General features: G+C 67.8%; 15 protein-coding genes. 4 read left to right on the top strand and 11 right to left on the bottom strand.

The genetic code is table 11. The features are described from left to right. Positions 1 to 58: 58 nt before the first annotated feature. From glcF to GPA27_RS05485, 5 genes are read right to left on the bottom strand one after another with little or no spacing between them, the layout of a single operon-like run. Positions 59 to 1,303: a glycolate oxidase subunit GlcF gene (glcF, locus tag GPA27_RS05505; RefSeq protein WP_169138380.1), complete on the bottom strand. Its 1,245-nt coding sequence runs from the start codon at positions 1,301 to 1,303 to the stop codon at positions 59 to 61. 2 nt (positions 1,304 to 1,305) lie between these two features. After that, a complete protein-coding gene (glcE, locus tag GPA27_RS05500) occupies positions 1,306 to 2,379 on the bottom strand; it encodes a glycolate oxidase subunit GlcE (protein WP_169138378.1) in 1,074 nt (357 codons plus the stop codon). Continuing rightward, positions 2,376 to 2,558, bottom strand: a complete 183-nt coding sequence (locus GPA27_RS05495) for a hypothetical protein (RefSeq protein ID WP_169138376.1) — start codon at positions 2,556 to 2,558, stop codon at positions 2,376 to 2,378. The genes glcE and GPA27_RS05495 overlap by 4 nt, the downstream gene beginning before the upstream one ends. Then, the gene (locus tag GPA27_RS05490) at positions 2,558 to 4,069 is read right to left on the bottom strand and encodes an FAD-linked oxidase C-terminal domain-containing protein (RefSeq protein WP_169138374.1); all 1,512 of its coding nucleotides are present in this window, start codon (positions 4,067 to 4,069) and stop codon (positions 2,558 to 2,560) included. The genes GPA27_RS05495 and GPA27_RS05490 overlap by 1 nt, the downstream gene beginning before the upstream one ends. Continuing rightward, positions 4,066 to 4,851 (bottom strand): FadR/GntR family transcriptional regulator, encoded by a 786-nt coding sequence (locus GPA27_RS05485; protein ID WP_246260952.1) that lies wholly within the window; start codon positions 4,849 to 4,851, stop codon positions 4,066 to 4,068. Before GPA27_RS05485 ends, GPA27_RS05490 begins: the two co-directional genes overlap by 4 nt. A gap of 239 nt (positions 4,852 to 5,090) precedes the next feature. Here GPA27_RS05485 and rplU point away from each other — a divergent pair, with 239 nt between their 5' ends. The 4 genes from rplU to proB all read left to right on the top strand — a co-directional run bounded on the left by rplU (position 5,091) and on the right by proB (position 8,146). Continuing rightward, positions 5,091 to 5,402 (top strand): 50S ribosomal protein L21, encoded by a 312-nt coding sequence (rplU, locus tag GPA27_RS05480; RefSeq protein ID WP_050416911.1) that lies wholly within the window; start codon positions 5,091 to 5,093, stop codon positions 5,400 to 5,402. 22 nt (positions 5,403 to 5,424) lie between these two features. Then, entirely contained in the window at positions 5,425 to 5,688 is a 264-nt protein-coding gene (rpmA, locus tag GPA27_RS05475; RefSeq protein WP_121427261.1) for a 50S ribosomal protein L27, read from the top strand. 83 nt (positions 5,689 to 5,771) lie between these two features. Then, on the top strand, positions 5,772 to 6,968 hold the full coding sequence (obgE, locus tag GPA27_RS05470) for a GTPase ObgE (protein WP_169138370.1): 1,197 nt from the start codon (positions 5,772 to 5,774) through the stop codon (positions 6,966 to 6,968). Between the two features lie 62 nt (positions 6,969 to 7,030). After that, positions 7,031 to 8,146: a glutamate 5-kinase gene (proB, locus tag GPA27_RS05465; RefSeq protein WP_169138368.1), complete on the top strand. Its 1,116-nt coding sequence runs from the start codon at positions 7,031 to 7,033 to the stop codon at positions 8,144 to 8,146. Here the strand turns inward: proB and GPA27_RS05460 are convergent. The 6 genes from GPA27_RS05460 to GPA27_RS05435 are packed head-to-tail and all read right to left on the bottom strand — an operon-like array spanning position 8,143 to position 13,201. After that, on the bottom strand, positions 8,143 to 8,733 hold the full coding sequence (locus GPA27_RS05460) for a type II secretion system protein (RefSeq protein ID WP_256222790.1): 591 nt from the start codon (positions 8,731 to 8,733) through the stop codon (positions 8,143 to 8,145). The two genes, proB and GPA27_RS05460, sit on opposite strands and share 4 nt — an antisense overlap. Before the next feature lie 4 nt (positions 8,734 to 8,737). Beyond that, positions 8,738 to 9,157, bottom strand: coding sequence for a type II secretion system protein (locus GPA27_RS05455; RefSeq protein WP_308446322.1), 420 nt, complete (start codon positions 9,155 to 9,157; stop codon positions 8,738 to 8,740). Further along, on the bottom strand, positions 9,147 to 9,614 hold the full coding sequence (locus GPA27_RS05450; protein ID WP_169138364.1) for a type II secretion system protein: 468 nt from the start codon (positions 9,612 to 9,614) through the stop codon (positions 9,147 to 9,149). The genes GPA27_RS05455 and GPA27_RS05450 overlap by 11 nt, the downstream gene beginning before the upstream one ends. A 7-nt stretch (positions 9,615 to 9,621) precedes the next feature. Beyond that, positions 9,622 to 11,982, bottom strand: a complete 2,361-nt coding sequence (locus tag GPA27_RS05445) for a secretin GspD/PilQ domain-containing protein (protein WP_169138362.1) — start codon at positions 11,980 to 11,982, stop codon at positions 9,622 to 9,624. 53 nt (positions 11,983 to 12,035) lie between these two features. Beyond that, on the bottom strand, positions 12,036 to 12,548 hold the full coding sequence (locus GPA27_RS05440) for a hypothetical protein (RefSeq protein ID WP_169138360.1): 513 nt from the start codon (positions 12,546 to 12,548) through the stop codon (positions 12,036 to 12,038). Next, positions 12,545 to 13,201 carry a hypothetical protein gene (locus GPA27_RS05435; RefSeq protein ID WP_169138358.1) on the bottom strand — a complete coding sequence of 219 codons (657 nt, stop codon included), beginning with the start codon at positions 13,199 to 13,201 and terminating at the stop codon, positions 12,545 to 12,547. Before GPA27_RS05435 ends, GPA27_RS05440 begins: the two co-directional genes overlap by 4 nt. Between the last annotated feature and the right edge of the window lie 14 nt (positions 13,202 to 13,215).

Below are 13,215 nucleotides of genomic sequence, written 5' to 3'. Positions count from 1 at the left end.
CGCACGTATCGCCTGCGCAGCGAAACGGCTCACCCCGGATGGAGCGCGCCGCAGACGCTCAGAGCGGGAAGCCGTTGAGCCGGCTATCGACCAGTTCGACCCAGTGCCGCACCGGTGTCGAGGTGCCGGCCTGCAGGTGGGTCATGCAGCCGATGTTGGCCGAAGCGATCATCGTCGCCCCGCCTTCCCCCAATGCCGCAAGCTTGTTGGCACGCAGCTGCTTGGAAAGTTCCGGCTGTAGCAGCGAGTAGGTACCCGCCGAACCGCAACACAGATGCCCGTCGCGCACCGGCGTGAGCGTGAAGCCGGCCGTCGTCAGCAGGCGCTCGACCACACCACGGATCTGCTGGCCGTGCTGCAGCGTGCACGGCGACTGGAAGGCCACCGCGACGACTTCGCCGCGCCGCGTCGCGAGCAGCTCCTGCAGCTTCTCGCCCTCGGCCGCGACGATCTCGCTGACATCGCGCGTCATGGCGGAAATGCGGGCCGCCTTCTCCGCATAGGCAGGGTCCTGAGCGAGCAGGTGCCCGTAGTCCTTGATCTGCACGCCGCAGCCCGAGGCTGTCATCACGATCGCCTCGACCTCGCCGCGTTCCACCGCCGGCCACCACGCGTCGATGTTGCGCCGCGCGTCGTCGCGCCCGCCGTCCTGGTCATTGAGGTGGAAGCGCACAGCGCCGCAGCAACCGGCACCTGGCTGCTCGACGAGCGAGATGCCGACGGCGTCGAGCACGCGCGCCGTTGCGGCATTGATCGACGGCGCCATCGCGGGCTGAGCGCAGCCGGCCAGCGCGGTCATGCGTCGGGCATGGCGTGGCTTCGGCCACGGGCCGCTGGGACGCATATCGGGAATCTTCTCCTTCAGCGCTTCGGGCAGCAATCCGCGCACCGCGCGGCCGACCTTCATCGCGACACCGAACACGTCGGCACGCGGCACGAACTCGCGCAGAGCCCAGCGTTTGGCCGCCTCCGCGCCGCTTCGCGGCACACGCTGCTCGACGATGTGGCGACCGATGTCGGCAAGACGGCTGTAATGCACGCCCGACGGACAGGTCGACTCGCAGGAACGGCAGGTCAGGCAACGGTCAAGGTGCAGGCGCGTCTTCTCGGTGACGTCGTGACCTTCGAGCAGCTGCTTGATCAGGTAGATGCGCCCGCGCGGGCCGTCGAGCTCGTCCCCGAGGAGCTGGTAGGTCGGACAGGTCGCGGTGCAGAAGCCGCAATGCACGCACGCGCGCAGGATCGCCTCGGCCTCGCGCCCTTCCGGCGTGTCCTTGATGAAATCGGCAAGTTGGGTCTGCATGTTCAGATTCCGTCGTAGAGGCGGCCGGGGTTGAAGATCCCGGCCGGATCGAAGGCCTGCTTGAGGCGGCGCTGGATCGCCATCACCGGAGTGGGGAGCGGCTGGAAGACGTCGCCCGGGCGGTCGAAACTGCGGAAGGCCGTCGCATGGCCGCCCAGTGCGGCGACACGCTCGCGGATCGTTGCCGCAGGCGCATCCGAGCACAGCCAGCGCAGCGCACCGCCCCACTCGAACAGCTGCTTGCCGGGAAGCTTTACTGGAGCCGCCGAACTCGGCAGCGACAAGCGCCACAGCACCTCGCCCGGCGCCGCGTCCGCGAAGAAGGCGTCAGTCTGCTCACGAATGTCCTGCCACAGGGCAGCAGCCGCATCGTCCGCCAGCACGTCGCCGCCGAGCTTGCGCTCGGCCGCACGCACCGCCGCCTCGGCGCCCGACAGGCGCAGGTGCAACGCGCCATCCGCCCAGGTCGAGGCAGAAACCGGCAATGGCTGCCCACCCCAATCGTTGAGGCGATCGATCGCATCCTTCTCGCCGATCGCAAAGCGCAAGGTGGTCTCCGCTAGCGGCCGCGGCAGCACCTTCAGCGACACGTCGAGGATGACGCCCAACGTCCCGAGGCTGCCTGCGATGGCGCGCGACACGTCATAGCCGGCGACGTTCTTCATCACCTGGCCGCCGAACGAAAGCACCTCACCGCGTCCGTCGAGGATGCGCACGCCGAGGACGAAGTCGCGCAGCGCCCCGGCCGTCGCACGCCGCGGGCCTGACAACCCGGCCGCCACACACCCGCCGACCGTCGCGCCGGCACCGAAATGCGGCGGCTCGAACGCGAGCATCTGTCCGCTACCGGCGACCTGCGCCTCGAGTTCCGCCAGCGGCGTGCCCGCCCGCACGGTCACGACCAGTTCCGTCGGCTCGTAGCTGACGACACCCGCATGACCACGGGTATCGAATACTTCGCCGACCGGGGTGCGCCCATAGAACTCCTTGGTTCCTCCACCGCGCACCTGCAGCGCCGTAGCCGCCGCCGCGGCGGCGCGCACCTGCTCGCGCCACTGTTCAGTCAAATCGCTCATTCCCTCTCCGCCTTGTTCCCTGCCTTGTCCTTGATGCCAAGCTCTACCATCCCCTGTGCCTTCGGCACGCCCGGCTTCCGGTCGTGCCGCTCGGCGATCGCCCGCAGCGCGAGCCACGAGCCGATCAGCGACAAGATTGGCACCACCACCAGAAGAAACTGGATCCAGCCCCGATCCATCAGAAACGGGGGATATCCGGATACGGGACATGCCCGTTGCTCACTCGCATGCGTCCGTACTCGGCACAGCGGTTGAGCGTCGGGATCGCCTTGCCCGGATTGAGCAGCCCGCGCGCATCAAATGCGCCCTTCACGCGGAAGAACATCACGAGCTCGGGCCGCGTAAACTGGCTGCACATCTGGTTGATCTTCTCGATGCCGACGCCGTGCTCGCCGGTGATCGTGCCGCCCAACGCGACCGACAGTTCGAGGATGTCGGCACCGAAGGCCTCCGCACGCTCGAGCTCGCCTTCCTGGTTTGCATCGAACAGGATCAGCGGATGCAGGTTGCCGTCGCCGGCATGGAACACGTTGATGCAGCGCAGGCCGTGCTTGCCCTCCATGTCCTGGATCGCGGTGAGCATCTCGCCCAGGCGCTTGCGCGGAATCGTCCCGTCCATGCAGTAGTAGTCGGGCGAGATGCGCCCGGCCGCCGGGAAGGCCGCCTTACGCCCGGCCCAGAATTTCATGCGCTCGGCCTCGTCGCGCGACACACGGATCTCCGTCGCGCCGCTGCGCTCCAGCACCGCACGCACGCGCTCGATCTCCTCGGCGACCTCCTCGGGCGTGCCGTCGGACTCGCACAGCAGGATCGCCTTTGCGTCCAGCGGATAGCCCGCATGCACGAACTGCTCGACTGCCACCGTCGCGGGCTGGTCCATCATTTCCAGCCCGGCGGGGATGATGCCGGCGGCAATGATCTCGGCGACCGCCTCGCCCGCCTTGATGACGTCGTCGAAGGCCGCCAGCACGCACTGCGCGAGTTGCGGCTTGGGCGTCAGCTTGACGGTCACTTCGGTGACGACCGCGAGCATGCCTTCGGAGCCGATCACCAGCGCCAGCAGGTCGTAGCCGGGCGCATCAAGGCCGTGGTTGCCGATCTCGACGATCTCGCCGTCGATGGTGACACCGCGCACGCGCAGCACGTTATGCACCGTCAGGCCGTACTTCAGGCAATGCACGCCGCCCGAGTTCTCCGCGACGTTGCCACCGATCGTGCACGCGATCTGCGACGACGGGTCCGGCGCGTAATACAGCCCATGCGGCGACGCCGCCTCGGAGATCGCGAGATTGCGCACCCCCGGCTGCACGACCGCCGTGCGCGCATGCGGATCCAGATGCAGGATGCGATTGAAGCGCGCAAGCGACAGCACGACGCCGAACTTGTGCGGCAGCGCGCCGCCCGACAGGCCCGTGCCCGCACCGCGCGCGACGACGGGCACGCCCATCTCGCTGCACACCTTCAGCACCGCCACCACCTGCTCCTCGGTCGTCGGTAGCGCCACCACCATCGGCATCTGACGATACGCCGACAGGCCGTCGCATTCGTACGGCCGCAGATCCTCCGCGTCGTACATCAATGCGCCCGCGGGCAGCACCCGCGCCAGCGCCTCCACCACGCGAGCCTTGTCGACGGAAGAGAAATCCGCCTCCTGCTCGCCCAGGACCACCGGGTCCGCCGCAATGTTCATCGCCCCTCCTCCAATCTGTGCAGCTCCTCGTGGCGCGCATCCGCCGCGCCCCCCCCCTTCGTCGCAACCACCTCGCCCCAGCGCCGCTCGTCCAGCCCGAGGCGCCGCACCGCTCCGGCGAGATGCTCCGTGGCAGCCGCCCGTGCGGCGGCGCCGTCGCCCGCCGCGATCGCCTCGAATATCCGCACGTGCTCGGCCTGCGAGTCCCGCGCCAGGCCGGCGCGATGCCCCGCCTCGTTCCAGGTCGGCGCACGCGAATCTGAAAACTGCTGCCCCATGAACGCCTGGAAACGCTCGATCTGCGGGTTATGCGTGGCTGCCGCAACCGCGACGTGAAAGGCATCGTCGTCCGTGTGCGCGTCGGCGCCGGTCTCCAGCGCGGCCGCCATGCGCTCCAGTGCCGCGCGCATGCGCTCGAGTTCCTGCGGCGACCGGCGCAGCGCCGCCAGCTCGGCCGCACCCGCCTCGACGAGGTAGCGCAGCTCGAAGATGTCCGATATCTCGCGATCGGAGACGCCGCTGTCCGTCTCCCCCTCGCCATTGGCGCCCCCCCGCAACAGGCGGAAGGTCCCCTGGCCCGGCCGCGCCGCGACATATGCGCCCGAACCCTGTCGCGTCATCACGCAGCCGTCGGCCTTCAGGCGCGAAATCGCCTCGCGGATCACCGCCCTGCTCACACCGAAGCGCTCGCACAAGACCCTCTCGGTCGGCAGCAACGCTCCCGCTTTCAGCCCCTGCTCGCTGATCCAGGTTTCGAGCTGGCCCGCGACGACGACGCTCAACCGCGGTCCGCGCCCCGATCCTTCACTTGCCCCCATAAGCCCGGCACCCCAAGTTGTCTGACAACATTTGCATCATAGATCCACTTCGCCCCGATGTCAGCATTGGGGAATACCCGCATCCGGCAACATGCCCGCCAAGCCCCCGGCACCTGCGCCTAAGCGCTGATTTCCTTGACGATTATTTGGCCGATCGTGTAAAGTGCGCGATTCTTTGCAAACCCATCAACTGGAGCAACACCATGTACGCGGTGATAAAAACCGGCGGCAAGCAGTATCGCGTCGTCGCCGGCGAAAAGATCAAGGTAGAACAGATACCGGCAGACGTGGGCTCCGAAATCACCATCGACCAGGTTCTCATGGTCGGCGAGGGCGAGTCGGTCAAGATCGGCACCCCGGTGGTTTCCGGCGCCGCAGTGAAGGCCACCGTGGTTTCCCACGGCCGTCACGAAAAGATCACGATTTTCAAGATGCGCCGCCGCAAGCACTACCAGAAACACCAGGGCCATCGTCAGAACTACACCGAGCTTCGCATCGAAGCGATCTCGGTCTGATTAGCCAAGGAGGTAATTCGTCATGGCACACAAAAAAGCTGGCGGTAGTTCCCGTAACGGCCGCGACTCGGAATCGAAACGACTTGGCGTGAAGCGCTACGGCGGCCAGTTCGTGCTCGCAGGCAACATCATTGTTCGCCAGCGCGGCACCGAATACCACCCGGGTGAAAACGTCGGCATCGGCAAGGACCACACCCTGTTCGCGCTGAAGGACGGCACCGTGCAGTTCACCGTGAAGGGCGCCCTGCGTCGTCGCACGGTCGTGATCGTACCCGAAGCCGCCTGAGTTCCGGCGTCAAGGTTCGAAAAGCCCTATCCTTGCGGTAGGGCTTTTTTGTTTTTGCCATAGGCACTGCTGAGCACAGCACCATGAAGTTCATTGACGAAGCGCGTATCGAGGTCATGGCCGGCGACGGCGGCAACGGTTCGGCCTCCTTCCGGCGCGAAAAATTCATTCCGCGCGGAGGCCCCGACGGCGGCGATGGCGGTCGCGGCGGCAGCATCTTCGCGGTGGCCGACCGCAACCTCAACACGCTGATCGACTTCCGCTACACGCGCATGCACCGCGCCGAGCGCGGCGAAAACGGCGGCAACAAGGATTGCTACGGCAAGAGCGGCGACGACATCACGCTGCGCATGCCGGTCGGCACCGTGATCACCGACTTCGAAAGCGGTGAGTTGATCGCCGACCTCGACATCGACGGCAAACGCGCGCTGATCGCCCGCGGCGGCAAGGGCGGCCTCGGCAACCTGCACTTCAAGTCGAGCGTGAACCGCGCCCCGCGCAAGCGCACCCTCGGCGAGGAAGGCGAGCGCCGCATGCTGCGCCTGGAACTCAAGGTGCTGGCCGACGTCGGCCTGCTGGGTATGCCCAACGCCGGCAAGTCGACCTTCATCCGCTCCGTCTCCGCCGCCAAGCCGAAGGTCGCCGACTACCCGTTCACGACGCTCGCGCCCAACCTCGGCGTGGTGCGCACCGACGAGAACCGCAGCTTCGTCATCGCCGACATCCCGGGCCTGATCGAGGGGGCGGCCGAAGGCCATGGACTCGGCCACCAGTTCCTGCGCCACCTGCAGCGCACCCGCGTATTGTTGCACCTCGTCGACCTCGCGCCCTTCGATCCGGAAGCCGATCCCGTGCACGACGCGAAGGCGATCGTCGAGGAACTGCGCAAGTACGACGAGTCGCTCTACAACAAGCCGCGCTGGCTCGCCCTGAACAAGCTGGACCTGATCCCCGAGGAAGAGCGCGCCGAGCGCGTCGCAGCCTTTCTCGAGGCCTATGGCCCGGTGGATCGTCATTTCGAGATATCCGCCCTCACCGGCGACGGCGTACGTCCGCTGGTCTTCGCGATCCAGGACTTCCTCGACGCCGACCGCGCCCAGGCCGAAGCCGAGCGCACAGCCCGCGCCGCCGAGGAAGCCCGTCTCGCCGCGGAAGCCGAAGCCCGTGCCGAGGCCGCCTACCAGGCTCGTCTCCAGGCAATCCTCGCCGAAGAAGAGGACGGAGACGAGGACGAGGACGACCTCGACGAAGCGGATCGCCCGGCGAAATCCGGCAACTGATCCCGGATCCGGCCGTGTGCCGGAACACCCTTCCCGTTAGCCCACGCTTGCCGTCACAGATCATGCGAAACAAGATCCGCAACGCGCGCCGCCTGGTGGTCAAGGTCGGCAGCGCCCTCGTCACCAACAACGGCACCGGCCTCGACAAGGCCGCGATGGCGGACTGGGCTCGCCAGTTCGCAGCCCTGCGCGACTCCGGCAAGCAGGTCCTGCTGGTGTCCTCGGGCGCCATCGCCGCGGGCATGCAGCGTCTGGGCTGGACGAAACGGCCGCACGAGATGCACAAGCTGCAGGCCGCTGCGGCGGTCGGGCAAATGGGACTCGTCGAAGCCTACGAGGACGCCTTCTCGCGCCACGGCATCCGCACCGCACAGATCCTGCTCACGCACGACGATCTCGCCGATCGCAAGCGCTACCTCAACGCACGCTCGACCCTGACGACGCTGCTCGAGCTCGGGGTGGTGCCGATCATCAACGAGAACGACACCATCGTCACCGACGAGATCAAGTTCGGCGACAACGACACGCTCGGCGCGCTGGTCGCCAACCTCATCGAAGCCGATGCGCTGATCATCCTCACCGACCAGAAGGGCCTCTACACGGCCGATCCGCGCCAGGATCCGGCGGCGACGCTGGTTTCCGAGGGACGCGCCGAGGACCGCACCTACGAGTCGATGGCAGGCGGCGCGGGCTCCGGCATCAGCAAAGGCGGCATGATCACGAAGATCCGTGCGGCCCAGCGCGCGGCCCGCAGCGGCGCCCACACCTGCATCGCCAGCGGCCACGAAGCCGACGCGCTGGTGCGCCTCGGCAAGGGCGAAGCGCTGGGGACCCTGCTCTACGCCACCAGCTCGCCGCTGCAGGCACGCAAGCAGTGGCTTGCCGACCACCTGCAGCTCGCAGGCGACCTCGTCATCGACGACGGCGCCGTGTCGGCGCTGCGCAGCGGGCGCAGCCTGCTGCCGGTGGGCGTGATCGAGGTGCGTGGCGACTTCGAACGCGGCTCGGCGGTCGCCTGCCGCACGCCGTCGGGCGAGGAGATCGGCCGCGGGCTGGTCAATTACAGCAGCACGGAATGTCGCCGCGTGGCGCGCAAACCGAGCACCGAGATCGAGCCTTTGCTCGGCTACATCGACGAGCCGGAACTGATCCACCGCGACAACATGGTGCTGCGCTAGTCCGCTGAAGCCGGAACGGCGGCACCACCCCCCGCGCGGTCGCCTGCTGCCGGGCCCGCGCCGGGCGCCGTCCCCACAGCCGTGTCGCCGCCCGCCTCGAGCGGCCTGAACACCCACTCGGCATAGCTCTTGACCTCTCCCGTGAGCCCGCCCAGCTCCTTGGGCAGGTCGTGCTGCCTGATCGGCACGCCCTGGGCAAGGCTGTACACGCCCGAGATGCGTCCACCGGCCTTTTCCAGCCCCCAGACGGGCTGCCCCGTGAACGGATCGCGATAGATCCGGCGCAGGTGCCTGACAAGCACCGGACCGCGCTTGTCCTCGACGAGCTGCTGCAGACTCTCAGGGAGACTATGATCCGCGCCAGCCTTCGCATAGCTCGACAACGCACGCGAAAACTCCACGCCGATCACCAGCAGTTCGGCTTCGCGGTCGCGCTGTGCCGCCTGATGCCACACCAGTCCCGTCTGCGCGACCAGCAGTCCGAGCCCGGCGACGATGAACAGCACCAGCAGGTAGGTATAACCGGACTGCCGCGCCCCGGCCGCATGGGGGGCAGGCATGCCGTCCGCACGGCGACAGCTGTGCACGATCTCACCACTCGGCAAAGCGCGTCCCGTCCTTGGCCGTGCCTTCGGCGCCGCTATGCAGGTCCCACACCCCCGCCTCTTCCTCGCCCGGAGGGGGCACGAGCAACCACGAGTCGCTGCGCTCAGTAACCGGGTCGACGGGAATCTTGCGCAGGTAGCGCTTGGCGACCAGGGTGTCGAGATCGTCGGGCCACTTGCCGATATCCGAGTGGTAGCGGTCGATCGCATCGCGCACGACCAACAGCGTCTGGCGCAGGGACGCCTCGCGGCTGCGGTCCAGGTGCTCGAAATAGCGTGGCGCCGCGATCGACATCAGCGTCGCGATGATGGCGAGCACCACCAGCAGCTCGATGAGCGTGAAGCCGGCCGCAGCCTTCCTGACCGTCATGCCGCCGCTACCATTCACGCCGTCCTTACCATTCACGATATGGCACGCCGTTGAGTCCGCTGCGGGTAGATTTCGAATAGACGTCATACACGTCCTTCCCTTCCGCCGGCTCGTCGGGAGGGCTTGCATAACTGCGCAGCCCCCAGGTCTCGGCGGCAGGCGCTGCCGGGTCGGGATGAAAGGGATCCCGTGGCAATCGGCGCAGGAAGTAGATGCGCTTGCCCGAGGGCGTGCTGACGTCCGGCACCCCCTTCACGAGGGACGCGAGATCCGGCGGGTAGCCGGACGCATCGACGCGCTGCTCGATGCGCTGCGCGACGTAGGCCGCCTTGTAGGCGTCGAGTCCGGCGCGGATCTGGCGCAGGGCGATGCGCAGCTCCGACTCCCGCTCGCGCTGGGCCGCCAGTTCGGCGAGCGGCATCGCCCCGGCCGCGAGGATTCCAATGATGGCCACCGTCACGACCAGCTCGATCAGGGTGAATCCGCGCGTCACCGTGCTCTCACTCGACGATGCGCACCGTGCCCCCGGCCGACAGCGCCACGTCCTCGTCACCCGTCTCGCGGCGCAGCTTCATTCCTGTGACGACCATGGTCGCAACGCCCGAAGCATCGGGTTTGGCGCGGAGGCGTACGACCAGATCGGCCCGTCCGCCATTGAGGCTCACGGGCAACTGGGCCGTGCCCGGAGTCATCGCGCCGTCTACTTCGAGTCGATTGGCGTCGTAGGCGATCGTGACGTCGGCGGAGGTTGCCCCGACGGCGCCGCTCACGCGCACGATGACATTCGCCGATTCGCCGCGGCGGGCCGTTTCGGGGATGATCAGCGCGACTTCAGGCGCTTCCGGCTCCTCCTTGGCCTCCGGCGCCTCGGCTGCTGCCGGGCGCTCTTCGGGGGCCGGGCGCGGCAGCGCCGCGGGAGAAGCGCCAGGTGCGACAGGTGCCCGCGAGTCGCCGACGAGCCCCAGGCTGCGCGGCGCAGTGGGGCCGATCCGCAGCGGCTCGGCACCGATGTTCGATTCCGTCCCTGCAGGCATTTCGGCCAGCAGCGCGACCGGCGGCAGGACGTTGCGCACGATGCGCGGCGTGATCAGCAGCGCGATCTCGGACTTGTTGTTGCTGTCGCGCTGGGCCGAGAACAGCCTCCCGACCATCGGCAGGTTGCCGAGTCCGGGCAGGCGCTGCGCGGACGAGCGCTCCTCGTCGTTGATCAGGCCCGCGAGCACCTGCGTCTCGCCGTTGCGCAGGCGCAGCGACGTGGACGCGCTGCGCGAACCGACCTGGTAGGCCAGGGAACTGGAGGGGCCGGGCACCTCCTTGACGATGCTGCTCACCTCCAGGCTGAGCTTGATCCCGACCTCGTCGTCGCGATAAACGGACGGCTCCACCTCCAGCTTCAGACCGACGTCGAGATAGGACACCGACGCCGACACGCCGACGTTGGCCGTCGAGGTGGTGGTGAAGACGGGCAGCTTGTCGCCGATATGGACTTTCGCCTTGTCGCGGTTGCGCACGCGGATGCGCGGGTTCGCGAGCATGCGCGAATCGCCGTCCTCGCTGCGCAGGCGCAGCACCGCGCCGGGGTTTGCGATGAAGGGCACGAGCTCCTTGCGGTTGTGACGCAGATCGATGTTGCCGTCGAGCAGCTTGCCGCCGAGCTGAGTGGTTCCGGGAACCGGAACCCCATTAACGAATCCGATGGTGCTAGGAACATCCGGTGTCAGCAGACCGTAACCGATCTGGTCCGGGAAATCGATCCCGAGGTCCAGCAGCTTGTTGCGGCTGACCTCCAGCACCTCCAGCTCCAGCATCACCTCCGGCTCGGGCACGTCCAGCGTCGCGACGAGCCGTTCGGCCATGCGCACCGCCTCGGGCGTGTCCTTCATCACGAGCAGGTTGAGCTTCTCGTCGATGAACACGTCCCGGCTCTTCACCAGCTGCTTGATCAGCGTCTGCGCCGCCTTCGCTTCCGCATTGGCGAGATAGAAGCTGCGCGTCACCAGCTCGACGTGCTCACGCTGCTTGGCGGTCGTCACCGGGTAGATCAGGACGGTATTGGCATTCAGCAGCTTGCGTTCGATGCCCTGCGTCGCCGACAGCAGGCGCAGCACCTCGTCGACCGAGTTCTCGCGCACGAACAGTGTCACGCGGCTGTCGGCGCGCACGTCCTTGTCGAACACGAAATTGAGCCCGCTCGCGCGCGACAGCGCCTCGAACACGACGCGCAGCGGCGAGTCACGGAACTCCAGCGTCACCGGCTTCGCCATCGCCCCCTGCAGGGATTCGGCGCGCGGCTTGCTCGCGCGCTCGGCACGCTCGTCCAGCTCCAGCACCAGCTCGCGCGCCGCCCGGTCCCCGGGTGCTTCGGCATACACGCCGCGCGCGATACGTCCCGCCATCGCCGCGTCGCCGGCCGCCAGCGCGGCCCTGGCTTGCCCCAGCCGCTCGGCGCGGCGACGCGCACGCTGGACGTCCTCGAGTCCGAGCCGGGCCCGGGCGTTTTCCGGGTCGATTCTCTGCACGTCACGGTACAGCGTCGCCGCCTCGTCCAGCTTCCCCGCCGCATGCGCTTTCTCCGCCACACTGAGCTTCTCCGTCACGACCTGATCGCGCTGTCGGACGTAATAGCTGCGCAGTTCGAGGTTCTCGGGGTCTTGCTTCACTGCCTGCTCGAGCCGCAGCAGGGCCCCCACGCGATCGCCGGCAGCGAAGTCGCGGCGGCTCTGTTCGAGCGCGGCATTCGTCGCGCACGCGGCGAGAAGAAGGACCGAGATTGCCGGGAGCAGGATTCTTCGCAGCGCCCCTGCCAGCGGGAGGCCGCTCCGCGCCGGAGCAGCGCTGCACGACGCGCCGCTCGCGGGCATTGAACGAAGGACTTGGCGATCCCTGCATTGCGATAAGGTCGAACTCTTCGTTTTCATGGATTCTGGCGATTGAGAGTCTGCATTTTCTTGAGCGGCAGATAAGTGAATTCGACTGCGGAGGGGGTAATGCGCTCGACACGGTAACGGCCTGCGATTTCCTCTCCGGGGCGCGCCAGGCGGACCTGCGCGCCCTCGAGCAGAAACACGGCCTTGCCCTGCGCGTCGTCGATAGCACCGACATAGCGGAACGGCAGCGGCGGCGCCTGCGGCTCGACGGGGACCAACGCTGCGGCCCGCGGCGGAGGCGGCGCGAAACTGACGATGCGCGCCAGCGGCTCGGAAAGTTCGGGCCACGGCGCCCGATCCTCATCGAGTCTGGTCAGGCTCCCTCCGGCTGATGACGGCGAATCGGCCGATGCCCGCGATCTGGCGGCGACCGGAGCCCGGGCGGCCCGCTCGACGGGCTGCACCACGACGACGTCACCCGAGTCTTCATTGACCGCCCACCAGCTCGCAACCAGCGTTGCCAACAGGGTGGCAGCCAGGAGAACGTGGCGCATTGTCATGAGCGCCCCCGCAGATAGAGTTGCAGGCGGATATCCGCCTCCACCGTCTCCGCATCGCTCGTCTCGCGCTTGAGACTCACCGACTCCAAGGCGATCTCGGGCATTTCGCGCAGCAGCGCGCCGAGCCAGACGTAGAGCGCCTCGGCCTCAGCCTGCACGGGAATCGTGAGGCTGACCAGCGTCAGCGGCGTGCCGGTCACGGCGGTACTGCGGTAGTCGGCACGCTGCACGCCAATATCATGGGCCGCGGCGTGTTCGTTCAGGCGCCGCAGGCTGTCGGGCAACGCGCTTACCGGCGGGAAACGCGCGAAAAAATCCATCACGCGGGTGCGCCCGTCTTCCCCCGGAGCCGGCGCGTTTGCGCTACGCTCGATCCGGCCCTGCTCCTGCGCAAGCTCGGCGGCGCGGCGATCATTGTCCGCGCGTGCGACGTAGCCCCCCAGCACAGCGGCCGCCACCAGGACGACGCCCAGTGCACCGGGAAGTCCCGCATTCAGCGCGAGGCGCCCGACATACTCCCTGACCATCCGGAACGACGGCCCGCCACTACGTAACAGGCTCCCCTGCGGCGCGGCGCCCCCCGCAACCTCACCACCGCCGGTCGCAGGCGCGATCGCCGCGAGGAAACAGGGGCTCCAGTAGCGCACGAACATACCAGCGCCGGGCA

The organism is Aromatoleum toluolicum (assembly GCF_012911005.2).
GTDB classification, from domain to species: Bacteria; Pseudomonadota; Gammaproteobacteria; order Burkholderiales; family Rhodocyclaceae; genus Aromatoleum; species Aromatoleum toluolicum.
Note: the sequence above shows the minus strand (reverse complement) of the source record. Positions and strands in the feature narration are given on the sequence as shown.